The organism is Streptomyces sp. NPDC001750 (assembly GCF_042892615.1).
Taxonomy (GTDB): domain Bacteria; phylum Actinomycetota; class Actinomycetes; order Streptomycetales; family Streptomycetaceae; genus Streptomyces.
Map to the genome: position 1 here is coordinate 41101 of NZ_JBIAUE010000005.1, position 23244 is coordinate 64344.

The window sequence follows — 23244 nt, forward strand, 5'->3', positions numbered from 1 at the left end:
GAGGAGAGGCCGAGGTGAGGCCCGGTCGATGAAGGAGGTCACCGTGCAACCCGTCAGACGACCGGTCGAGGGGGCGCCCGCCCGTGGACTCGCACACGCTCTCTCCCGGGAAACGGTCCTGCTCGACGGCGGTCTCTCCAACCAACTGGAGGCCCAGGGCTGCGACCTGTCCGACGCCCTGTGGTCGGCCCGGCTGCTGTCGGACGGGCCGGAGCAGATCGTGGCCGCGCACACGGCCTATCTGCGGGCGGGCGCGCAGGTGCTCATCACGGCGAGCTACCAGGCGACCTTCGAGGGTTTCGAGCGGCGAGGGGTCGCACGGGCCGGGGCGGAGGAGCTCTTCGCCCGCAGCGTTCGCCTCGCGCGGCGGGCCGCGGCCGGGGCCGATCGGCAGATCTGGGTCGCCGCCTCGGTCGGTCCGTACGGGGCGATGCTGGCGGACGGCAGTGAGTACCGGGGCCGGTACGGGCTCTCGGTCCGGGAGCTGGAGCGGTTCCACCGGCCCAGGGTCGAGGCACTCGTCGAGTCCGGGCCCGATGCGCTGGCGTTGGAGACGGTGCCGGACGTCGACGAGGCCGAGGCGATGCTGCGCGCGGTCGAGGGGTGCGGCCTGCCTGTCTGGCTCTCGTACAGCGTGGCGGGGGGCCGCACCAGGGCGGGGCAGCGGCTGGAGACGGCCTTCGCCCTGGCCGAGGGGCGCGACCAGGTCCTTGCCGTGGGGGTGAACTGCTGCGAGCCGGCGGACGCGGACCGGGCGGTGCCGGTGGCGGCGGAGACGGCCGGGAAGCCGGTCGTCGTCTATCCCAACAGCGGCGAGCGGTGGGACGTCCGGAGCCGGGGATGGACGGGCGGTGCCACGTTCGATCCGGGGAGGGTGCGGTCCTGGCGGGATGACGGGGCCCGGCTGGTGGGCGGGTGCTGCCGGGTAGGACCGGCGACCGTCGCGGAGCTGGCCCGAATGCTCGACGCCGACGCCAACGCCGACGCCGAGCGTGCGGAAGGGAGGAACGACCAGGAAGCACGGCAGCGTCGAGGCACCTGAAAATGCTTGGTGGTGGGCGAGTGGACCGGACCATACTCGTACGCGTGTTCCTGACGATCAGTACCACCGGCGATCCGGAACGTCCGGCGACCGACCTCGGCTTTCTGCTGCACAAGCACCCCGACAAGGCGCAGGCGTTCTCCACCTCCCACGGCACGGCCCACGTCTTCTACCCCGAGGCGTCCGCCGAGCGGTGCACCGCGGCGCTTCTGCTGGAGGTGGATCCGGTGGCGCTGGTACGTCGAGGCAAGGGCAAGGGGAAGGGCGGAACGCCCGACGCGGCGCTCGCGCAGTATGTCAACGACCGTCCGTACGCGGCGTCCTCGCTGCTCTCCGTGGCGATGAGCACCGTCTTCAAGTCCGCGCTGAGAGGGGTGTGCCAGGCACTTCCCGAGCGCGCCCGGACGCCGCTCCCGCTGCGGATCGAGGTACCGGCGCTTCCGGCGCGCGGTGGACCGGAGCTGGTGCGCGGGCTGTTCGGGCCGCTCGGCTGGACGAGCGTGGACGCCGTGGCCGTACCGCTGGACGAGCGGTTCCCGGAGTGGGGGGACTCGCGGTACGTACGGCTGGCACTGGAAGGCGAGTTGAGACTCGCCGACGCGTTGCGGCAGTTGTACGTGCTGCTGCCGGTGCTCGACGACGCCAAGCACTACTGGGTCGCGCCGGACGAGGTGGACAAGCTGCTGCGGGCGGGGGAGGGCTGGCTGGCCACGCACCCCGAGCAGAAGGTGATCACCAGCCGCTATCTGTCCCGGCGGTGGGGCCTGACCCGCCAGGCGGCACAGCGGCTCGAACTGGTGCGGCTCGCCGAGTCGGACGACCTCGACGTCGAGAACGTCGACAACGCGGTGGACGAGACCAAGGACACCGAGGAGAGGCCGGTGCCGCTGGCCGAGCAGCGGCGTACCGCGATTCTGGAGGCGCTGCGCACGGCCGGTGCGTGCCGGGTGCTCGACCTCGGCTGCGGCCAGGGCCAGTTGGTGCAGGCGCTGCTCAAGGACGCCGCGTTCACGGAGGTCGTGGGCGTCGACGTCTCCATGCGCGCCCTCACCATCGCCGCGCGGCGGCTGAAGCTGGACCGGATGGGCGAGCGGCAGGCCGCGCGGGTCACGCTCCGGCAGGGTTCGCTCACATACACCGACAAGCGGTTGAAGGGCTACGACGCGGCCGTTCTCAGCGAGGTCGTCGAACACCTCGACCTGCCGAGGCTGCCCGCGCTGGAGTACGCGGTGTTCGGTTCGGCCCGCCCCCGGACCGTGCTCGTCACGACGCCGAACGTCGAGTACAACGTCCGCTGGGAGACGCTCCCGGCCGGACAGGTGCGTCACGGCGACCACCGGTTCGAGTGGACCAGGGCCGAGTTCCGCGACTGGGCCGGGGACGTGGCGGAGCGGCACGGATACAGCGTCGAGTTCCGCCCCGTGGGGCCCGACGACCCGGAGGTCGGGCCGCCGACGCAGATGGCCGTGTTCACGATGACCGCCGCCGACACCACACACCGGTCCGGAGGCCGGGCCGGGGACACACCCGAGAACGCGCCCCGGGACAACCGTGCCAACGGACCCCAGGGCAGGCCCCGGAACGGATCCGACAACGGGACCGGGAATCCGGCCGAGTGCCGGGCCGAGAAGGAGGGAGAAGCCGCATGACCAGTACGTCCCGCACCCTGCCCGTGACCGACCTCTCCCTCGTGGTGCTCATCGGGGCCAGCGGTTCCGGCAAGTCCACGTTCGCCCACCGGCACTTCAAGCCGACGCAGGTCGTCTCCTCGGACTTCTGCCGAGGGCTCGTCGCCGACGACGAGAACGACCAGAGCGCCAGCCGCGACGCCTTCGACGTCCTGCACACCATCGTCGGCAAGCGGCTCGCCGCCGGCCGGCTGACCGTGGTGGACGCCACCAACGTCCAGGCCGAGGGCCGCAGACAGCTGGTCCAGCTGGCCCGCAGTCATGACGTGCTGCCCATCGCGATCGTCCTCGACCTGCCCGAGGAGGTCTGCCTCGCCCGCAACGCGACCCGCCCCGACCGCGCCGACATGCCGCGCCATGTCGTCCAGCGCCACCGCCGCGAACTGCGGCGCTCGCTGCGCGGTCTGGAGCGCGAGGGCTTCCGCAAGGTGCACGTCCTGCGCACCGAGGAGGAGGTGGAGCACGCCGAGGTCGTGCTGGAGCGCCGCTACAACGACCTGCGCCACCTCACCGGCCCCTTCGACATCATCGGCGACGTCCACGGCTGCAGTTCCGAACTGGAGACACTGCTCGGCAAGCTCGGATACGTCGACGGCGCGCACCCCGACGGGCGCACGGCCGTCTTCGTCGGCGACCTGGTGGACCGGGGCCCGGACAGCCCCGGCGTGCTGCGCCGCGTCATGTCCATGGTGTCGGCGGGCAACGCCCTGTGCGTGCCGGGCAACCACGAGAACAAGCTCGGCCGGTACCTCAAGGGCCGCACGGTCCAGCACACCCACGGACTGGCCGAGACCATCGAGCAGTTGGACCGGGAGGACGAGAAGGACCCGGCCTTCCGCGAACGGGTGCGGGAGTTCATCGACGGACTCGTCAGCCACTACGTCCTCGACGGGGGAGCGCTCGTCGTCTGCCACGCCGGGCTGCCCGAGAAGTACCACGGCCGCACCTCCGGCCGGGTCCGCTCGCACGCGCTGTACGGGGAGACCACCGGCGAGACCGACGAGTTCGGCCTGCCCGTGCGCTACCCGTGGGCGGAGGAGTACCGCGGCAGTGCCGCCGTGGTCTACGGCCACACCCCGGTGCCCCGCACCTCCTGGATCAACAACACCCTCTGCCTGGACACGGGCGCGGTCTTCGGCGGGAGGATGACCGCGCTGCGGTGGCCGGAGCGCGAGATCGTCGACGTACCGGCCGAGCGGGTCTGGTACGAGCCGGTCAGACCGTTGGCCACCGAGGCGCCCGGGGGCCGGGAGGGACGGCCGCTGGACCTCGCCGACGTGCAGGGCCACCGGATCGTGGAGACCCGGCACATGGGTCGTGTCGCGGTCCGCGAGGAGAACGCGGCGGCGGCGCTCGAAGTGATGAGCCGGTTCGCCGCCGATCCCCGGCTGCTCGGCTATCTGCCCCCGACCATGGCGCCCACGGCCACCTCGCGCGAGGACGGTTATCTGGAGCACCCGGCCGAGGCGTTCGACCAGTACCGGACGGACGGCGTCGCCCGGGTCGTGTGCGAGGAGAAGCACATGGGCTCCCGCGCGGTGGTCCTGGTCTGCCGGGACGCGGAGACCGCCCGCGAGCGCTTCGGCGTGGGGAACACCCCCCGCGTCCCGGGCGGTGCGGACGGTCCTACCGGAGCGCTGTACACCCGTACCGGACGCCCGTTCTTCGACGACGCCGCGCTCACCGAGACGGTCCTCGACCGACTGCGCACCGCCGTCACCGCAGCCGGGCTCTGGGAGGAGTGGGGCACCGACTGGGTGCTGCTCGACGCCGAGCTGATGCCGTGGTCCCTCAAGGCGTCCGGCCTGCTGCGCTCGCAGTACGCCGCCGTCGGCGCCGCGGCGGGGGCGGCCCTTCCCGCGGTCGGCGACGCCCTCGCGGCAGCGGCGGCGCGCGGTGTGGACGTGACCGCTCTCGCGGACCGCCGGCGCGGGCGGGCCGAGGACGCGGCCGCGTTCACCGAGGCGTACCGCCGTTACTGCTGGAGCACCCGGGGCCTGGACGGGGTCCGTCTCGCGCCGTTCCAGGTCCTCGCCGTGGCGGGCCGCTCGCTGGCCCCGGTACCGCACGACGAGCAGCTCGCCTGGATCGACCGGCTGGTCGAGCACGACCCGACCGGACTGCTCCAGGTCACCCGTCGGCTCGTCGTCGACACGCGGGACGAGGCATCCGTGCGCTCCGGGATCGACTGGTGGCTGGAGCTGACGCGGAGCGGCGGCGAGGGCATGGTCGTCAAACCGCTCGCCGCGCTCGTGCGGGACGCCCGGGAACGGCTCGTCCAGCCCGGTCTCAAGGTGCGCGGCCGGGAGTACCTCCGGATCATCTACGGACCCGAGTACACCCGCCCGGAGAACCTGGAGCGGCTGCGCGGCCGGTTCCTCGGCCACAAGCGCTCGCTGGCGCTGCGGGAGTACGCGCTCGGGCTCGAAGCGCTGGAGCGGCTGGCGGGAGGGGAACCGCTGTGGCGGGTGCACGAAGCGGTGTTCGCGGTGCTCGCCCTGGAGTCGGAGCCGGTCGACCCCCGTCTCTGACGTCGGCCTCTGAGGCCCCGTCCGGCGGTGGGGCCACGAGCGGGGCGACCCGCCGGCCACGGCACCCGGCACCGCCCCGCACGTCGCGCCGGGACACGGCGCGCACGTCTTCCGTACCGGCCCGCGGTGGCGGGGACGGGCGGCGTGCGCGCCGCGCGGTGCGGAAACCGCTGGCGATTCGCCGGGTGAACGGCGCTCCGCACGGTGAGGATGGAGACATGGGATTCCACGTCGACTCCGAGACCGGGCGGCTGCGCCGCGTCATCCTGCACCGTCCGGATCTGGAACTGAAGCGGCTCACACCCGACAACAAGGACGCGCTCCTGTTCGACGACGTGCTCTGGGTCCGCCGGGCCCGGCAGGAGCACGACGGCTTCGCGGACGTGCTGCGCGACCGCGGGGTGGAGGTGCACCTCTTCGGCGAACTGCTGCGCGAGTCGCTGGAGATCCCGGTGGCCAGACGGCTCGTCCTGGACCGGGTCTTCGACGAGAAGGAGTACGGGCCGCTCGCCACCGAGCACCTCCGGGCCGCCTTCGAGGAGTTGCCCGCATCCGAGCTGACCGAGGCGCTGGTCGGCGGGATGACCAAACGGGAGTTCCTGGAGCGGCACAGCGAGCCGACCTCCGTCCGCTTCCACGTCATGGACCTCGACGACTTCCTGCTCGACCCGCTGCCGAACCATCTCTTCACCCGGGACACCTCCGCCTGGATATACGACGGGGTGTCCATCAACGCGATGCGCTGGCCCGCCCGGCAGCGCGAGACCGTCCACTTCGAGGCGATCTACCGCCACCACCCCCTCTTCACGGGCCCCGACGCCGGTGCCTTCCACCACTGGTCCGAGGGGCAGGACGACTACCCCTCCACCATCGAGGGCGGTGACGTCCTGGTCATCGGGCACGGCGCCGTGCTCATCGGGATGAGCGAGCGCACCACCCCGCAGGCGGTCGAGATGCTGGCCCGCGGGCTGTTCGACGCGGGGTCGGCGCGCACGATCGTGGCGCTCGACATGCCCAAGCGCCGGGCGTTCATGCATCTGGACACGGTCATGACGATGGTCGACGGCGACACCTTCACGAAGTACGCGGGTCTGGGCATGCTGCGCTCGTACACCATCGAGCCGGGCGACGGGCCGAGGGACCTGAAGGTCACCGATCATCCGCCCGAGCACATGCACCAGGCGATCGCGCACGCCCTGGGCCTGGACTCGATCCGGGTGCTGACGGCCGTCCAGGACGTGCACGCCGCCCAGCGCGAGCAGTGGGACGACGGCTGCAACGTGCTCGCCGTCGAGCCGGGCGTCGTCGTCGCCTACGAGCGCAACGCCACCACCAACACGTATCTGCGCAAGGAAGGCATCGAGGTCATCGAGATCCGCGGCAGCGAACTGGGCCGGGGCAGGGGCGGGCCCCGTTGCATGAGCTGCCCCGTGGAACGCGACGCCGTGCGGTGACCGGGTGGGTCCCGGTGAGCGCCCCCGGTGAGCGACGATTCCCCCCACGCCTCTCCGCGCCAGCCGGCCTGCGGGTCTCTCCCCCGCCGGCTTTCCGGGAGGGCCTGTATATCGATGCATAGCGTCGTATAGACTTCCAAAGTCGCTGTACGTTCGATCACCGCCCTACCCAGGAGCTCTCCCATGGCCATAGACCTCGCAGGCCGCCACTTCCTCAAGGAGCTGGACTTCACGGCCGAGGAGTTCCGCGGCCTGATCGATCTCGCGGCCGAGCTCAAGGCCGCGAAGAGGTCGGGGACCGAAGTGCAGCGGCTGCGCGGCAGGAACATCGCGCTGATCTTCGAGAAGACCTCGACCCGCACCCGTTGCGCCTTCGAGGTGGCCGCCGCGGACCAGGGGGCCTCCACGACGTATCTCGATCCCTCGGGCTCCCAGATGGGGCACAAGGAATCGGTGAAGGACACGGCTCGCGTCCTCGGCCGCATGTTCGACGGCATCGAGTACCGCGGCGACAGCCAGGCGGCCGTCGAGGAGCTGGCCGCCCACGGCGGCGTTCCGGTGTTCAACGGGCTCACCGACGACTGGCACCCGACGCAGATGCTCGCCGACGTCCTGACCATGACCGAGCACTGCGAGAAGCCGCTGGACCGGATCGCCTTCGCCTACCTCGGCGACGCCCGCTTCAACATGGGCAACTCGTACCTGGTCACCGGCGCGCTGCTGGGCATGGACGTGCGGATCGTCGCGCCGAGGTCGTACTGGCCGACCGACGAGGTCGTCGGTGAGGCCCGCAGGCTGGCCGACGCGAGCGGCGCGACCGTCACGCTCACCGAGGACGTCGCCGAGGGCGTCAGGGGCGCGGACTTCGTCGCCACCGACGTCTGGGTCTCCATGGGGGAGCCCAAGGAGGTCTGGGCCGAGCGGATCGAGGCTCTCGCCCCGTACGCCGTGACCATGGACGTCCTGCGGGCCACCGGCAACGCGGACGTGAAGTTCCTGCACTGCCTCCCCGCCTTCCACGACCTCGGCACCGCGGTCGGGCGGGAGGTCGCCGCGGCCCACGGTCTGACGGAGCTGGAGGTGACCGACGAGGTCTTCGAGTCCGCGCACTCGATCGTCTTCGACGAGGCGGAGAACCGGATGCACACGATCAAGGCCGTCCTGGTGGCCACCCTCGCCGGCCCGGCGGCCGGTGCCGCGACCCCGGCCGAAGGCACGTGACCGCATGATCATGCGCCCAATTGGGTGAACATGCACAGAGGTGATTAATATCGTGCTTCTTGGTGGGGTTCGGGCCCGGACGCTCGGACCCCCCTTGCGTGAGTGCCGCCCACCCGGCATCCCGACCCCGTCCGGCAGCCCCGTCCCCAACCGGCCGCCGTACTCCCGTCCGGCTCCGAAGCCCCGGCGGCCACGAACCCCCCGGCGGCTGCGAAGTCCCACCGGCACCGAGGTCCCCACAGGCCCCCGCGTGCCGCCCCCACATGCTCCACCAGAGAAGAGATCCCCCGTGAGTGCGCTGCGCCCGCCGAACCGCTCGATCCCGTCCGGTCCGCGCGTCAAGAACCCCCACCAGCTGATCGCCGAATCCGGCGCGGACCTGGAGGGGCACGGTCTCAAGCGCACCATGGGTCTCTTTCAACTCGTGTGCTTCGGTGTCGGCGCCGTCGTGGGCACCGGCATCTTCGTCGGCCTTTCCGACAGCGTCGCCGAGGCGGGTCCCGCCGTGGTGCTCTCCTTCGTGCTGGCCGCGATCACCTGTGTCTTCACCGCCTTCTCCTTCGCCGAGCTGGGCAGCGCGATCCCGGTGTCCGGCAGCTCGTACTCCTTCGCCTACGCGACCTTCGGCGAGCGCGTCGCGTTCCTCGTCGGCTGGTGCCTGCTGCTGGAGTACGGGGTCTCGGTCTCCGCGGTCGCCGTCGGCTGGAGCCAGTACGTCAACGAACTCCTGGACAGCCTGTTCGGCGGGCAGCTGCCCGCCGTCCTCTCGGCGGGGCCCGGTGACGGCGGGCTGATCAATCTGCCCGCGGTGCTGGTGATCATGATGGCCGCCGTCCTGCTGGTGCGCGGCGTCCGGGAGAGCGCCGGGGCCACCGCCGCGATGGCCGTGCTCAAGATCGGCATTCTGGCCCTGTTCTGCGCTATCGCCTTCACCGCCTACCAGCACGAGAACCTCACGCCCTTCGTCGCGCACGGGGCGGGCGGGATCACCGCGGGCGCGTCGCTGGCGTTCTTCTCCTACATCGGCTTCGACGCCATCACCACCGCGGGCGAGGAGGTCAAGGACCCGCGCCGGAACATCCCGATCGCGATCATGGTCTGCATCGGCCTGGTCACCCTGCTCTACTGCGCCGTCGCGCTCGCCGCGATCGGAGCGCTCGGCCCGCGGGACGTCGCGGACAAGCCCGCCGCGCTCTCGATCGTCGTCGACCAGGTGACCGGCTCGGCCGTCGGCGGCGCGATCATCGCCTTCGGGGCGGTCGTCGCGATCGCCTCCGTCGTGCTCGCGGTGATGTACGGGCAGACCCGCATCCTGATGTCGATGTCCCGTGACGGCCTGATCCCGCGCGTTTTCGAACGGGTCTCGCCGCGCACGTCGACGCCGGTCGCCAACACCTGGATCGTGGCGGTCGTCTTCGCCGTTCCGGCGGCCTTCTCGTCGCTCGACGTGGTGGTGAACCTGACCACCATCGGCACCCTCGGCACCATGGTCGTGGTGAACCTGGCGGTGATCATGCTGCGCCGCCGCAACCCCGAGGTGCGGGGCTCGTTCCGGGTGCCGCTGTATCCGCTGAGCCCGCTCCTGGGCGTCGTCTTCTGCCTGTACCTCATGTACGGGACGGGCTGGGCGACCTGGGTGCAGTTCGCCGTGTTCCTGCTGGTGGGCGCGGGGGTGTACGCCTGCTACGGCCGCAGCCGCTCCCGGCTGGGCGCGACGGAGCCCCGATAGGGCCCGGACGGCTCCCCTTCCCTGGATCCCGGTTCGCCGGGCGGCGGCCGTCGCGGCGGAGTCAGTCCCGGGGCGACGCCTGGGACGGCAGGGTGAACCACACGGCCTTGCCCTGTTCCGTCGTGCGATGACCGCAGGAGGCGCTGAGCGTACGGATGAGCAGGAGGCCCCGGCCGTGCTCCTGCCAGGGGTCCAGGTCGCCGCCGGACGCGGGACGGGACAGGGCGCCCGGCGGTGTGGGATCGCGGTCGTGCACCTCCACCTGCCAGCCGCTCGGACAGAGCTCCACCACCAGCTCGATGGGTTCGTCGCCGCGCGTGTGCTCCACCGCGTTCGCGACCAGCTCCGCGGTGAGGAGCTCGGCGGTCCCGGAGTCGGCCGCCTCCCCGATGTCCGCCAGTGCCGTACGGATCAGCGCGCGGGCGACCGGTACGGCCACCGTCGAGTGCGGCAGGGCGATCCGCCAGGAGGCGGGAAAGGGGGCATCGGAGGGCACGGCAGCGTTTCCGTTCCGGAGTCGGGGACTCTCTCGAGGTCAATAACTTCTGAGCTTCAACCTTACGAAGCGCAACAACACAGACAAGGGTCCGCCGACCGGTACGAAGGGGGACGTTCGGCACTACGCTCTCACGGCCATGCTTATCTCGTTTCCATGACGGGAGTCACAGGCGAGTGATACGTTCGTGTGCAGGCAGCGGCCCGACGGCTGAAGGGGAGTCCCCTCCATGAGTCCGTTTCCCAGCTCCGCCCCCCGAACGGATGACTGGCGTCATCTGCGGCTGACGACCCACGACGGGGTCGCCACCGTCACCCTCGCCCGCCCCGAGAGACTCAACGCGCTCACCTTCGGCGCCTACGCCGATCTGCGTGACCTGCTCGCCGAACTGTCCCGCGAGCGTGCCGTACGCGCTCTGGTCCTCGCGGGGGAGGGGCGCGGATTCTGCTCCGGCGGGGACGTCGACGACATCATCGGCGCCACCCTCTCCATGGACACCGCCCAACTGCTCGACTTCAACCGCATGACCGGCCAGGTGGTGCGGGCCCTGCGCGAAGCGCCGTTCCCCGTCGTCGCCGCCGTGCACGGCGTGGCCGCCGGCGCCGGGGCGGTTCTCGCGCTGGCGGCGGACTTCCGGATCGCCGACCCCTCCGCCCGCTTCGCCTTCCTCTTCACCAGGGTCGGTCTCTCCGGCGGCGACATGGGCGCCGCCTATCTGCTCCCGCGCGTCGTCGGCCTCGGACACGCCACCCGGCTGCTGATGCTCGGCGAACCGGTTCGCGCACCGGAGGCGGAGCGGATCGGGCTGATCAGCGAGCTGACCGAGGAGGGCGGCGCGGACGCGCGGGCGGCGGCGCTGGCCCGCCGCCTCGCCGACGGACCGGCGCTCGCCCTCGCCCGGACCAAGGCGCTGCTGACCGCCGAACTCGACATGCCCCTCGCCGCCGCGGTGGAGATGGACGCCGCGACCCAGGCCCTGCTGATGAACGGCGAGGACTACGCGGAATTCCATGCCGCCTTCACCGAGAAACGGCCGCCGAAGTGGCAGGGGCGGTAGCGCCGTGCCTCCCGATGCGACGGTGCCCGAAGCGTCGGCGTCCGATGCGGCGGTGTGCGGGGCGGCGCCCCTCGGCTCGGTGACGGCCGGTGCGAAGCCGGCCGGCGTGCGGCGGATCGCGGTCATCGGCGGCGGGCCCGGCGGCCTCTACGCCGCCGCCCTGCTCAAGCGGCTCGGCCCGGAGCGCGACATCACGGTCTGGGAACGCAACGCCCCCGACGACACCTTCGGCTTCGGTGTCGTCCTCTCCGACGAGACCCTCGGCGGCATCGAGCACGCCGACCCCGTCGTCCACGCCGCCCTCCAGGACGAGTTCGTCCGCTGGGACGCCATCGACATCGTCCACCGGGGGGTGACCCAGACCTCCGGCGGGCACGGCTTCGCGGCGCTGGGCAGACGCAGGCTGCTGGCGATCCTGCACGCGCGCTGCGACTCCCTCGGCGTACGGCTCCGCTTCCGCACCGAGGCCCCGCCCGCCGCCGAACTGGCCGCCGCGCACGATCTGGTGATCGCCGCCGACGGGGTGCACAGCCTCACTCGCGCCGCCCACGCCGACGTCTTCGCCCCCCGCCTCACCCCGCACCGCTGCCGCTACATCTGGCTCGCCGCGGACTTCGCCCTCGACGCGTTCCGATTCGAGATCGCCGAGACCGCGCACGGGGTGATGCAGCTCCACGGCTACCCCTTCTCCGCCGACGCCTCCACGGTCATCGTCGAGATGCGCGAGGAGGTGTGGCGCGCCGCCGGATTCGACACCGCCGACGTGACGCACTCGATCGCACGCTGTGCCGACGTCTTCCGCGAGACGCTCGGCGGCCGGCCGCTGCGGTCCAAGAACTCCGCCTGGCTCACGTTCCGTACCGTCGCCAACGCCCGCTGGTCGCACGGCAACACGGTGCTCATCGGCGACGCCGCCCACACCGCGCACTTCTCCATCGGCTCCGGCACCAAACTCGCCTTCGAGGACGCCCTCGCGCTCGCCGCCTGCGTCGAGGAGCAGCCCGGCCTGCCCGCCGCGCTGGCCGCGTACGAGGCCGAACGCCGGCCGGTCGTCGAGTCGACCCAGCGGGCCGCGACGGCCAGCCTGCGCTGGTTCGAGGAACTGGGCACCTACGTCGACCAGCCGCCCCGCCAGTTCGCGTTCAACCTCCTCACCCGCAGCCGCCGCGTCACCCACGGCAACCTGCGGATGCGTGACGTCTCCTTCACCACCGCCGTCGAGGAGGAGTTCGGCACCGTTCCCGGCACCCCGCCCATGTTCACCCCGCTGCGGCTGCGCGGTCTCGCGCTCCGCAACCGCGTCGTCGTCTCACCGATGGACACGTACTCGGCCGTCGACGGCGTTCCCGGCGACTTCCACCTCGTCCACCTGGGTGCCAGGGCGCTCGGCGGGGCCGGACTCGTCATGACGGAAATGGTGTGCGTGAGCGCCGTAGGCCGCATCACTCCTGGCTGCGCCGGGCTCTACACCGCCGAACAGGCCGCGGCCTGGGCCCGGATCACCGACTTCGTCCACGCGAGCTCACCCGGGACGGCCATCGGCGTCCAGCTCGGCCACGCCGGGCGCAAGGGCTCCACCAAGCTCATGTGGGAGGGCATCGACCAGCCCCTCGACCACGGCAACTGGCCCGTGGCCGCCGCCTCCCCGATCCCGTACACGGCCGGAGTCAGCCAGATTCCGCACGCCCTGGACCGGGCCGGGCTCGCCGCCGTGCGCGAACAGTTCGCGGCGGCGGCCCGGCGCGCCGACCACGCGGGATTCGACCTGCTCGAACTCCACTGCGGCCACGGCTATCTGCTGTCCGGCTTCCTCTCGCCGCTCGCCAACCACCGCACCGACGCGTACGGCGGGCCGCTGAGGAACCGGCTCCGCTACCCGCTGGAGGTCTTCGACACGGTCCGTGCCGCATGGCCCGACGACCGCCCGATGATCGTCCGCATCTCCGCCACCGACTGGGCCGAGGGCGGCACCACGGCCGAGGACTCCGTCGAGATCGCCCGCGCCTTCGTCGCCCACGGGGCCGACGCCATCGACGTGTCGACGGGGCAGGTCGTCGCCGAGGAACGCCCCGAGTTCGGCCGCTCCTACCAGACCCCGTACGCCGACCGGATCCGCAACACGGTGTGCGTGCCCGTCGTCGCGGTCGGCGCGATCTCCTCCTGGGACGACGTCAACTCCCTGCTGCTCGCGGGCCGCGCCGATCTCTGCGCCCTGGCCCGCCCGCACCTCTACGACCCGCACTGGACGCTGCACGCCGCGGCCGAACAGGACTACGGCGGCCCCGGCGCGCCCTGGCCGCCCCCGTACCGCGCGGGCAGTCGCACCCCGCCGACCGGCCGCACCGACGCCCCGAGACCCCGGCTCACCCTGGGGTGACGGGTCTGCACTCGTGGCAGAGGCACGGATCGGGGTGCGGCGCCCCGTGGTGGGCGTGCCGCTCCTCCCGCGCCACCCGCTCCAGCAGGACGGCCAGCTCCTCGGCCTCCTCCCGTGTGGCGCCGACCTGCCCCGGGCATCTGCGCAGTACCGCCGGGACGTACACCAGACGGGCCCGGAAGGTGTGCAGATGACGGGTCCCCATGTCGATGGCGATCCAGCGGCCGGTGCGCCGGGCGTGCCCCACCGCCGTCAGTTGCCCGTGCCCCGTCCCCGGGTGGGTGTCGACGACGTACACCCTCGCCCCGCCCCGGTACGCCTTCGTCCCGGGGCGGAACTCCCGGCCCAGGTCCCCGTACCGCCGCCACCGCACGACGGTCGCCGTGACCAGCCACCGGGGTGCGAACGGCCCGGGTTCGGGGGGCCGGGGTTCGGACGGCCGGGGTCCGGGAGGCCCGCTCATCGGTCCACCGCGGCGAGCAGCAGGCGGTCCGAGACCGGGCGGTAGCCGATGCGGCGGTACACGCCGTTGCTCGTCGGATTGGCGAGATCGGTGAAGAGGAGCACCTCCGCCGCGCCGGCCTTCCGTGCCGCACGGCTCGTCTCCGCCACCGCCGCCGCCGCGTAGCCGCGGCGGCGGTGCTCGGGAGGCGTGTAGACCGCGGTGATCCGCACCATGCCGGCGATGCGCGGCGAGACGCCCGCCATCGACACCGGGACGCCGCCGTCCTCCCAGAGCGTCAGCCTGCCGGACGCCGTCCGTTCGTCCACCAGCCGCTCGACATGGGCAACGGACTGGCCGGTGCGCTCGCCGAACGCGTGGTGCCAGCGCACCAGCAGTTCCCGGTCGGCTCCTGTGGCCGCCCTGGCCCGGCCCGGCGGTGCGATGACGGGCGGGGTCAGCGTCCCCAGGCGGTACAGCCGCTGCTCCTGCACCACCCGGTGACCGGGCCAGAGCGCGGTGGCCAGGGCCTCGGCGGTGGCCCGGTCCGCGTTGACCTCCGCCGGGACGGTGCCCGTCCGGGAGAGCGCGGCGGCCAGCGGACCGACCGCCTCCGGGGCGACGAGGGCGAGCACCGGCGGCCGGGGCGGGGTCTGCACCAGCGTCCCCGCAACCCGCCCGTCCGCGCCGCGCCACCACCCCAGCAGCGGATCGGCGTCACCGAAGGCACGGGGGCCGCCCAGCCGCAGGGCGGCGGTGACGGTCAGAACCAGGGTGTTCTCGGCGGGCCGGGCGGTCAGCGAGGCCCCGGCCGCGTCGAGGAACACCTCGACGTCATGGGTGAGGGTCCAGGTCATGCCTCATCCTGCCGGGAACGCCGAAGACAAGGCACCCGCATTTCCCTCAGGCCCCTTCGGGACGTTCCTCGCGGAGACGGAATCGCTGCAGCTTCCCGGTCGCCGTGCGGGGGAGGGCGGGCAGGAACTCGATGACGCGCGGACACTTGTACGGGGACAGCTCGCCCTTCACGTACGTACGCAACGCCTCGGCCGACAGCTCCGCGCCCGCGCGCAGCACCACGTACGCCACCACGATCCGGCCGCGCAGCTCGTCCGCCCTGCCCACCACCGCCGCCTCCGCGACCGAGGGATGGCGCAGGAGGACGTCCTCGACCTCGGGGCCCGCGATGTTGTAGCCGGAGGAGATGATCATGTCGTCCGCGCGGGCCACGTAACGGAAGTAGCCGTCCGCGTCGCGCACATAGGTGTCGCCGGTGATGTTCCAGCCGTGCGCCACGTATTCCCGCTGGCGTTCGTCGGCGAGGTAGCGGCAGCCGATCGGACCGCGCACCGCGAGGAGACCGGGTTCCCCGTCCGGCACCTGTCGCCCCTCCCGGTCCAGCACCCGCGCCTGCCAGCCGGGCACGGGAACCCCGGTGGTGCCGGGGCGGACCGCGTCGTCGGCGGCGGAGACGAAGATGTGCAGCAGTTCGGTGGCGCCGATGCCGTTGATGATGCGCAGCCCCGTCCGCGCGTACCAGGACCGCCAGGTGGCGGCCGGGAGGTTCTCCCCGGCGGAGACGCAGCGCCGCAGCGCGCTCAGGTCGTGCGCGTCCACGTGGTCGAGCATCAGGCGGTAGGCGGTCGGCGCGGTGAACAGGACCGAGACCCGGTGGGCGGCGAGCGCGGGCAGCAGCCGTTCCGGGCCGGACTGTTCGAGCAGCAGCGCACTGGCACCGGCCCGGAGCGGGAAGACCACCAGACCACCGAGCCCGAAGGTGAAACCGAGCGGGGGACTTCCCGCGAACACGTCGTCGGGCGTGGGGCGCAGCACATGGCGCGAGAACGTGTCCGCGATGGCGAGCACGTCCCGGTGGAAGTGCATGCAGCCCTTGGGACGCCCGGTGGTGCCCGAGGTGAACGCGATCAGCGCGACGTCGTCCGCCGCGGTGTCCACCGGGACGTACGGTCCTCTCCCGTCCTCGGCCCCGTCCTCGGTGACGGCCCCGGTCGGGCGGAGCGGATCGTCCGGTGCGTCACCCCCGTAGACCGTGATCCGCAGCCCCGGCACCTCTGCCCGCACCAGGTCGTCGACCGACCGGACGTCGCACAGGGCGTGGCTCACCCGGGCGATCGAGCAGATGGTGGCGAGTTCGGCCGCCCGCTGCCGGTCCAGGACCGTGACCGCTATGGCGCCCGCCTTCAGCACCGCGAGCCAACAGGCGGCCAGACGGGGGGTGGTGGGACCGCGCAGCAGCACCCGGTTGCCGGGGACGACCCCCAGATCGGAGGTCAGGACGTGGGCGATCCGGTCCACCCGCTCCCGCAGCTCCCCGTAGCTCCACACCCCGCCGTCGGGGGTGCGGAAGGCGGGGCGGTGCGGGCCCAGCCGGTCGACGGTCCGGTCCAGCAGTTCCGCCGCGCAGTTGAGCCGGGCCGGATAGCGCAGCTCCGGGAGATCGAAGAGCAGGTCCGGCCACTGGTCCGGGGGAGGGAGGTGCTCCCGGGCGAAGGTGTCGAGGTGCGCTGAGGTCTTCGGGTCCATGAAGGATCGCCCCCTTGTCGCCTCTGGAGCGTATCGTTCGGGTGACGGTAGTCAACGGTCCGCGATGGACGAACGGGCGCGAAACCGTCGAGGGCCGACGTGCGGACCGGGTACGGAACATGACGTACCGAGAGGTCCGAGGGGCGCAGGGCGGAAGTCCGGCGAGCACGAGACGCAAGAACGGGGAAGACGACAGAACAGAAGGACGACTCAGACGAGACGCGACAGGAGAGACGCCGCGATGACGGCATTCTCGCTCGATCCGGCACAGACCTCGTGGTGCGAGGAGTTGCGAGCCCTCGCCGAACAGCAACTGCGCCCCCTCGCCGAAAAGGGCGGACCGGGCCACGTCAACCGCCCCTTGATCGCCGCGCTCGGCGCGTCGGGTCTGCTCGACCGGATGCTGGACTCCGGAGCGCTCGACCTCTGTCTGCTCCGCGAGTCCCTGGCCCGTGGCTGTACCGAGGCGGAGACCGCCCTGGCCCTCCAGGGTCTCGGCAGCCACCCGGTGCTCCGGGCCGGCACGCCCGCCCAGCGGGCGCGCTGGCTGCCCGAGGTGCGGGCGGGGCGTGCCGTGGCCGCCTTCGCGCTCAGCGAGCCGGGTGCCGGCTCCGACGCGGCGGCCCTGGCCCTGGACGCCGCTCCCGACGGGGGCCTCGGTCCCGGTTCCGGCGCGGGCCGCGGCTGGCGGCTCACCGGTGAGAAGTGCTGGATCTCCAACGCCCCGGAGGCCGACTTCTACACCGTCTTCGCCCGTACGACCCGGGGCGCCGGATCACGCGGCGTCACCGCGTTCCTCGTGCCCGCCGACCGTCCCGGACTCACCGGCTCCGCCCTGGACATGCTCTCGCCGCACCCCATCGGAACCCTGTGCTTCGACGGTGTACCCGTCACCGTCGAGGACGTGCTCGGCGAACCGGACCGCGGCTTCCGGGTCGCCATGGACACCCTGAACCTGTTCCGCCCCAGCGTGGGCGCGTTTGCCGTGGGCATGGCCCGCGCCGCACTGGACGCCACGCTCGCCCACACCGCCGGACGCACCGCGTTCGGCGGCCCGTTGAAGGACCTCCAGGCCGTCTCCCACCAGGTCGCCGAGATGGCCACCCGCACCGAGGCCGCCCGGCTCCTGGTCTACGCGGCGGCCGCCGCGCACGACGCGGGTGAAGAGGGCGTGCCGCGCCGCGCGGCCATGGCGAAGCTGTACGCCACCGAGACCGCGCAGTACGTCGTCGACACCGCCGTCCAACTGCACGGCGCCCGCGCCCTGCGCCGCGGCCACCTCCTCGAACACCTCTACCGGGAGGTCCGCGCCCCACGGATCTACGAGGGCGCCAGCGAGGTGCAGCGCACCATCATCGCCCGGGAGTCGTACGCGAACAGGGAGGCGTCCGCATGAGTCCGGTGCACCGGATCAACCCCGCCGAACTGTCGCCCCCGGCGGGGTTCTCGCACGCCACGACGGCCGTCGGCGGCCAACTGGTCTTCCTGGCCGGGCAGACCGCGCTCGACGTGGACGGCAAGGTCGTCGGTACCACGCTGCCCGAGCAGTTCGCAACGGCGCTCGCCAACCTGCTCACCGCCCTGCGCGCGGCGGGTGGCGCCCCGGCGGACCTGGCCCGGGTGACGGTGTACGCCACCGATGTGGCCGACTACCGGGCCCGGGCCGGTGAACTGGGCAGGATCTGGCGCCGGTTGGCGGGCCGTGACTATCCGGCGATGGCGGTCATCGGGGTGGCGAGACTCTGGGACGAGCAGGCGCTCGTCGAACTCGACGGGGTGGCGGTCCTGCCCTGAGCGAGCCGGGCGGCCGCGAACCGGCCGGGCGGTCCCGGACGCCTCCGCCCCCTCCCGTGAAGAGGCGGGGGCGGAGACCGGGAACGGAACGGACGGGAGGCGGTCGCCGGTCAGTAGGGCTTCACCAGTGCGTGGGCCGCGCCCGGTATCCCGATCTTCAGCAGCTCGTCCTCCTCGGGCGTGGTCTCCAGGCCCGTCTCCTGCTTGAGCACGGCACGCGACATGGCCTGCACCCACATGGCCTGCACCCACATGGCCTGCACCCACATGGCCCGGGGGCGGCGGCGGGCCTCCCACGCGTCGAGTACCGGGGTGTCAGCCGGCCGCCGCGGGCAGTCCCATCAGATGGTCCACCAGCGCCAGCAGCACGTCCCGGGAGAACGGCCGCTGACGGACGTCGCCGATCAGCAGCGGCACCTGTGGATCGAGGTCGAGTGCGGCCCTGATCTCGTCCGGGGTACGGGTGTTGTGGCCGTGGAAGCAGTTGATCGCCACGACGAACGGGATGTTCCGGCTCTCGTAGAAGTCGATCGAGGCGAAACTCGTCTCCAGCCTGCGAGTATCGGCGATCACCACCCCACCCAGCGCCCCGTTGACCAGGTCGTTCCACATGAACCAGAAGCGTTCCTGGCCGGGGGTGCCGAAGAGGTAGACCACCAGCTCGTCATTGACCGTGATCCGGCCGAAGTCCAGGGCCACGGTGGTGGTGTCCTTCTGGTCGACGCCGGCCAGGTCGTCGACGCCGACGCTGGCCTGGGTCAGATACTCCTCGGTGCTCAGCGGGGTGACCTCGCTGACGGCACCGACCATGGTGGTCTTGCCGACGCCGAAGCCTCCGGCGATGAGGATCTTGACGGCGGCGGGAGCCGCCTGACTGCTTGTCATGTTGGTTCAGAGTCTCCGGAGTCCGTCACGAACGGCGGCCAGCAGGCCCATGTCGGCGCCGCCGGCCGCCCGCGCCACCGAGAGCGGCGCGCGGGCCGTCAGCAGCCCCTGGGCGACGAGGTCGGCCAGCAGGATCTTGGTCACCGACACCGGGAGGCCGAGGTCGGACGAGACCTCGGCGACCGCGGAGGGCCGACGGCAGCGCTCCAGGATCAGCCGGTGCTCCGGCTGGAGCCGCCCCGGCAGGACCGGCGCACCGTGCTCGTCCCGCGGGTCCTGCGCGGTCGTCAGCACGGTGATGAGGCTGAAGTCGTCCCGCTCGGGCGCGGTCCGGCCCCGGGTGATCGTGTACGGGCGCACCATCGTGCCCGCCCCGTCCTCCCCGGCGTCCTCATCCCAGTACTCGGTCACGCGCGCTGCCCGTCCCCGGAACCGAAGGCGTCGAACTCGCCGCGGGCCGGGGTGGAGAGCTTCTGGCCGACCTGCTGGACGAGGTTGTGCATGGCGAGGGACATGATCTCGGCGTCCACCTCCTGGGAGGCGATCACAGCCAGATGGGTGCCCTGCCCGGCCGAGATGATGAACAGCCACAGGTCCGCGAGTTCCACGATCACCTGGTGGACGACGCCGCCGTCGAAGAGCTGGCCGACGCCGCGGGCCAGGCTCTGCTGGCCGGTGCAGATGGCGGCCAGCCGTTCGGCATCGGCGCGCTCGATGCTGCGCGAATGGCTCACCACGAGACCGTCGTCGGAGAGCAGGACGGCGTTGCGGGTTTCGGCCACCGAATCCACCAGGCCGTCGAGCAGCCAGTCGAGGTCCTGGTGTGTGGCGGTTGTGCGTGTCATGACCGTTCTTCTCTCGTGGGATGCGGGGTGGCGGGCGGCGCGGGCCGCGGTGTCGTCTCCGAGGTCGCGCGGGCCGCGCGCGACCGGCGCTGGAAGGCACCGATCGCCGCTCCGGCCCGGTGCGGGGCCGGTCGTGCCTGCGGGTTCTCTTCCGGGCCCGGCGGTCGGGGCACGGTGTTCCGGGTGGCCGGGCCGACCCGCAGCTCGTCCACCAGGCTGGCCTGCCGCACGCGGCGCGGCAGCGGCGGTTCCGCGCCGGGCGCGGGCAGGGCGCCCCCGGCGGGCAGCGCGGGCGGGCCGGAGCCGTTCTCCGCGCGGACGGCTTCCGGGTCCGGCGGCGCCGGGTGGTCCGGCTCGGACACCGGCAGCCGCGCCGGGCGGTGGTCGTCCTGCCCGGACCGGTAGGAGCCGGGGACCGGGAGGCCGATGGTGTCCACGGGGCCCATGGGACCTGCGGGCCCGGCGAGCGGCGGGTGACCGGACTCGGCACCGGCGGAGTACGGAGCGGGGTGGGGCTGTTCCGGTCCCGCGGGGGTGGGGCAGGACGGCGGCGGGTCCACCGGGTACTGCCCGGCGGCCGTCATGTAGGGCTCGTCCGTGCCGTAGGGGGACGGGGACGGGGGTGAGGCATACGGCCCGCCGGGCGCGGCGGCGTAGGTGTCGCCGGTGGGCGCGGGAGCCCCGTGCTGCTCCCGCGGCGCCGGGTGGTGCGGGGCGGGAGCGGCGGTCTCCGGGGCGGTGTAGGGCTGTTCGTTCTCCGGGGCCGCGTAGGGGTGCTCCTGGGCGGCGGGGTATGCGGTCCCGGACGGCTGCTGGGGCTGTTCGGCGGTCTGGTGCGGCTGCTGGGCGTAGGGCGTGCTCGCCGTGTTGATCGCGGTGACGTCGGCCAGGGCGCGGCCCTGGACGCGGGTGGGCAGCGGCTGGCCGTCGACCGTCTCCGGTGCCAGGGACGCGGCCGGCGCGGGCGCGGGTGCCTGCGCGGGTGCGAGCGCGGCGGCCGGGGGCGCCACGACCACCGGGCCGGAGTTCGGTCCCGGGACGGTGAGTTCGTCGGGGACGAGCAGGACCACGCGGGTGCCGCCGTACGCCGAGGAGCGGAACTCCACCCGCAGTCCGTGCTGGTTCGCGAGCCGTGCGATCACGTACAGGCCGAGCCGGATGTCCTCGGAGTGGGCCAGCACGTCCATCCGGGGCGGCCGGGCCATCAGCTCGTTGGCCGCGGCCAGCTGCTCGTCGTCCATCCCCAGGCCCCGGTCCTCGACCTCGATGGCCAGACCGCGGCTCACCTTGGCCGCACGGACCTCGACCGGGTTCGGCGGCCGGGAGAAGGTGAGCGCGTTCTCGATGAGCTCGGCCAGTACGTGCGTCACCGGACCGACGGCCCGTTCCGACAACCAGGGGCTGTCGTTCAGGTCCAGCGCCACACGCCGGTAGTCCTGCACCTCGCCCTGGGCGGAACGCATCACGTCCAGCAGCGGGACCGGCTTGCGCCAGCGCCGGTGCGGGGTGCCGCCCGCGAGGATCACGAGGTTCTCCTCGTACCGGCGCAGACGCGCGGTGAGGTGGTCGAGGTCGAAGAGATCCTCCAGGATCTCGGGGTCCTCGTGCTTGCGTTCCAGATCGTCCAGCTTCCTGAGCTGCTGGCCGATCAACTGCTGGGTGCGGCGGGCGATCCGCTGGAGGAGCCGCTCGAACCCGCGGTGCTGGTCGGCCTGCTTGACGGCCGCGGTCAACGCGCTGGTGCGCGCTAGGTTGAGGGCGTCGCCGAGCCGGCTCAGCTCGTCGCCGTCGCCGTTCTTGGCGTCGTGCTCGATGGCGCCGGCCTCGGCCTCGAGGTCGATGCGCTCGCCCAGGGCCAGCCGGTCGACCACGTCGGGCAGCGCCTTCTCCAGCTCCTCGGCCCGTTCCTGGAGGCTGCTGATCCGGCCTCGGAGGTTGCGGGTCAGACGCCAGGTGGTCCAGATGACCGCGATCACGGCGAGCAGCCCGACCAGCGTGGTCAGCGCCACTGTGAACAGCAGGGACCGCACACTCTTGTTGCCCTCCTCGACCACGGAGGAGACGCGCTTCTCCAGCAGTTCCTTGAGCTGGGCGTTCACGCCGTCCATCGCACCGCGCCAGGTCTTCTCGTCGTCGGGGTCGAGGGCGATGAAGCCGGAGCTGTCGGCCTGCGTGGGACGCAGCATCCGGTTCTCCAGCCGCGTCTTGGTCTTCCAGGCCGGGCTGCGGACGAGCTTCTCCCACATGGCCCTCTCGTCCGCCGACAGATAGGGGACGACCTGGGTGGTGTACAGGAGCGGCTGGCCCATGATGGCCTCTTCGACAGCGGCGAACTCCTCGACGCCGAGCTTCCCGTCGGACCAGCCGCGCGCCAGCAGGGCGTCCGAGCGGGAGATCATCTCCTTGCCGTAGAAGAGGTCGACGAGCGGCTGGGAGAGCGTGCTGATCCGGCCGTCGTCGACGTGGCTGAGCGCCCCGAAGAGTTCGAGGTCCGCCGCGATCAGGTCCGAGTAGTAGGTGTACACGGCCTGCTGCTGCTCGGCCCCGCTCTCGTCGACCAGGGTGCGCTGGGCGGGGAGTTGGGCGATCGCGTCGTGTGCCGTACGAACGGCGTCCCGGACCTCGGACCGGTCGTCGTCGGCCACCACGTCGGAGAGCGCCTGAAAGCTCTTGATGGCGTCGTCGGTCAGCAGGCGCTGCCGTCGCAACGGTTCCTCGGCGGCCTTGTGTCCGCCCAGTACGTCGGCGCTGAGCCGACGCTCCTCCTGGAGGCTGTAGTACACGACGGTGGACGGCTGACCGGCATTCTCGGCCGACTTGCCCTGGGCCGCCTGCCGTTGGAAGTCCCACAGGGTCTGTCCACTGGTGACGGCCCAGAGGGCGGCCAGCGCGACGCCCGGAACGATGGCCAGTACGAGAAGGGCTGTCCGCAGCGACATGGTGGTCGATTTGGTACGCCGTGAGACGCGCGTGCGCAGGGCGTGCTCCTAGACGATGGTGCCAGTTTCAGGACTGGCCAGATCCGTTGAGAACTTCGACAGGTAGATAGTAGTCACACCGCAAAAAATGAAAAGAAAGTGGTCTCACGGGTGCATTACTGATCAGGCACAGTGTCATCACGTGGTCCGGAAGTGCCCGT

18 protein-coding genes and 1 pseudogene are annotated in these 23244 nt (G+C 72.2%); 10 read left to right on the forward strand and 9 right to left on the reverse strand.

Annotated features, from left to right (window positions below; translation table 11 throughout):
• Positions 1 to 28 precede the first annotated feature (28 nt).
• The 6 genes from mmuM (at position 29) to ACFYY6_RS10540 (ending at position 9665) form a co-directional block, all read left to right on the forward strand.
• Positions 29 to 1042, forward strand: a complete 1014-nt coding sequence (mmuM, locus tag ACFYY6_RS10515) for a homocysteine S-methyltransferase (protein ID WP_389192630.1) — start codon at positions 29 to 31, stop codon at positions 1040 to 1042.
• A 44-nt stretch (positions 1043 to 1086) separates the two neighbouring features.
• Positions 1087 to 2691, forward strand: coding sequence for a 3' terminal RNA ribose 2'-O-methyltransferase Hen1 (locus ACFYY6_RS10520; protein WP_389192633.1), 1605 nt, complete (start codon positions 1087 to 1089; stop codon positions 2689 to 2691).
• Positions 2688 to 5261 carry a polynucleotide kinase-phosphatase gene (locus ACFYY6_RS10525; RefSeq protein ID WP_351518682.1) on the forward strand — a complete coding sequence of 858 codons (2574 nt, stop codon included), beginning with the start codon at positions 2688 to 2690 and terminating at the stop codon, positions 5259 to 5261. The genes ACFYY6_RS10520 and ACFYY6_RS10525 overlap by 4 nt, the downstream gene beginning before the upstream one ends.
• A 218-nt stretch (positions 5262 to 5479) precedes the next feature.
• Positions 5480 to 6715: an arginine deiminase gene (locus ACFYY6_RS10530; protein WP_351518681.1), complete on the forward strand. Its 1236-nt coding sequence runs from the start codon at positions 5480 to 5482 to the stop codon at positions 6713 to 6715.
• Positions 6716 to 6898: 183 nt separating this feature from the next.
• Positions 6899 to 7936 (forward strand): ornithine carbamoyltransferase, encoded by a 1038-nt coding sequence (argF, locus tag ACFYY6_RS10535; protein ID WP_351518680.1) that lies wholly within the window; start codon positions 6899 to 6901, stop codon positions 7934 to 7936.
• 289 nt (positions 7937 to 8225) lie between these two features.
• Positions 8226 to 9665 carry an amino acid permease gene (locus ACFYY6_RS10540; protein WP_351518678.1) on the forward strand — a complete coding sequence of 480 codons (1440 nt, stop codon included), beginning with the start codon at positions 8226 to 8228 and terminating at the stop codon, positions 9663 to 9665.
• A 61-nt stretch (positions 9666 to 9726) separates the two neighbouring features.
• Here ACFYY6_RS10540 and ACFYY6_RS10545 read toward each other — a convergent pair whose 3' ends face one another.
• Positions 9727 to 10161, reverse strand: coding sequence for an ATP-binding protein (locus ACFYY6_RS10545; RefSeq protein ID WP_389192638.1), 435 nt, complete (start codon positions 10159 to 10161; stop codon positions 9727 to 9729).
• A 229-nt stretch (positions 10162 to 10390) separates the two neighbouring features.
• On the opposite strand from ACFYY6_RS10545, the gene ACFYY6_RS10550 reads away from it, so the two are divergent.
• Positions 10391 to 11218 carry an enoyl-CoA hydratase family protein gene (locus tag ACFYY6_RS10550; RefSeq protein ID WP_351518674.1) on the forward strand — a complete coding sequence of 276 codons (828 nt, stop codon included), beginning with the start codon at positions 10391 to 10393 and terminating at the stop codon, positions 11216 to 11218.
• Positions 11172 to 13595, forward strand: coding sequence for a bifunctional salicylyl-CoA 5-hydroxylase/oxidoreductase (locus tag ACFYY6_RS10555; protein WP_389192641.1), 2424 nt, complete (start codon positions 11172 to 11174; stop codon positions 13593 to 13595). Before ACFYY6_RS10550 ends, ACFYY6_RS10555 begins: the two co-directional genes overlap by 47 nt.
• Here the strand turns inward: ACFYY6_RS10555 and ACFYY6_RS10560 are convergent.
• The 3 genes from ACFYY6_RS10560 to ACFYY6_RS10570 are packed head-to-tail and all read right to left on the reverse strand — an operon-like array spanning position 13582 to position 16581.
• On the reverse strand, positions 13582 to 14058 hold the full coding sequence (locus tag ACFYY6_RS10560) for a hypothetical protein (protein ID WP_389192644.1): 477 nt from the start codon (positions 14056 to 14058) through the stop codon (positions 13582 to 13584). The genes ACFYY6_RS10555 and ACFYY6_RS10560 overlap by 14 nt on opposite strands.
• On the reverse strand, positions 14055 to 14894 hold the full coding sequence (locus tag ACFYY6_RS10565; protein WP_386608279.1) for a GNAT family N-acetyltransferase: 840 nt from the start codon (positions 14892 to 14894) through the stop codon (positions 14055 to 14057). Before ACFYY6_RS10565 ends, ACFYY6_RS10560 begins: the two co-directional genes overlap by 4 nt.
• A gap of 46 nt (positions 14895 to 14940) precedes the next feature.
• On the reverse strand, positions 14941 to 16581 hold the full coding sequence (locus ACFYY6_RS10570) for an AMP-binding protein (protein WP_351623773.1): 1641 nt from the start codon (positions 16579 to 16581) through the stop codon (positions 14941 to 14943).
• 241 nt (positions 16582 to 16822) lie between these two features.
• On the opposite strand from ACFYY6_RS10570, the gene ACFYY6_RS10575 reads away from it, so the two are divergent.
• Together ACFYY6_RS10575 and ACFYY6_RS10580 are read left to right on the forward strand one after the other, a co-directional pair.
• Entirely contained in the window at positions 16823 to 17977 is a 1155-nt protein-coding gene (locus ACFYY6_RS10575) for an acyl-CoA dehydrogenase family protein (RefSeq protein ID WP_351518667.1), read from the forward strand.
• Positions 17974 to 18375 carry a RidA family protein gene (locus ACFYY6_RS10580; protein ID WP_362617627.1) on the forward strand — a complete coding sequence of 134 codons (402 nt, stop codon included), beginning with the start codon at positions 17974 to 17976 and terminating at the stop codon, positions 18373 to 18375. Before ACFYY6_RS10575 ends, ACFYY6_RS10580 begins: the two co-directional genes overlap by 4 nt.
• Before the next feature lie 110 nt (positions 18376 to 18485).
• Here ACFYY6_RS10580 and ACFYY6_RS10585 read toward each other — a convergent pair.
• The 5 genes and pseudogenes from ACFYY6_RS10585 to ACFYY6_RS10605 form a co-directional block, all read right to left on the reverse strand.
• Positions 18486 to 18680 (reverse strand): annotated as a pseudogene (locus ACFYY6_RS10585) (hypothetical protein); the annotation flags it as partial.
• Between the two features lie 10 nt (positions 18681 to 18690).
• The gene (locus ACFYY6_RS10590) at positions 18691 to 19260 is read right to left on the reverse strand and encodes an ATP/GTP-binding protein (protein WP_389192648.1); all 570 of its coding nucleotides are present in this window, start codon (positions 19258 to 19260) and stop codon (positions 18691 to 18693) included.
• 6 nt (positions 19261 to 19266) lie between these two features.
• A complete protein-coding gene (locus ACFYY6_RS10595) occupies positions 19267 to 19671 on the reverse strand; it encodes a DUF742 domain-containing protein (RefSeq protein WP_386608278.1) in 405 nt (134 codons plus the stop codon).
• The gene (locus ACFYY6_RS10600) at positions 19668 to 20105 is read right to left on the reverse strand and encodes a roadblock/LC7 domain-containing protein (RefSeq protein ID WP_351518664.1); all 438 of its coding nucleotides are present in this window, start codon (positions 20103 to 20105) and stop codon (positions 19668 to 19670) included. The genes ACFYY6_RS10595 and ACFYY6_RS10600 overlap by 4 nt, the downstream gene beginning before the upstream one ends.
• Positions 20102 to 23044, reverse strand: coding sequence for a nitrate- and nitrite sensing domain-containing protein (locus ACFYY6_RS10605; protein ID WP_389192651.1), 2943 nt, complete (start codon positions 23042 to 23044; stop codon positions 20102 to 20104). Before ACFYY6_RS10605 ends, ACFYY6_RS10600 begins: the two co-directional genes overlap by 4 nt.
• Positions 23045 to 23244 lie beyond the last annotated feature (200 nt).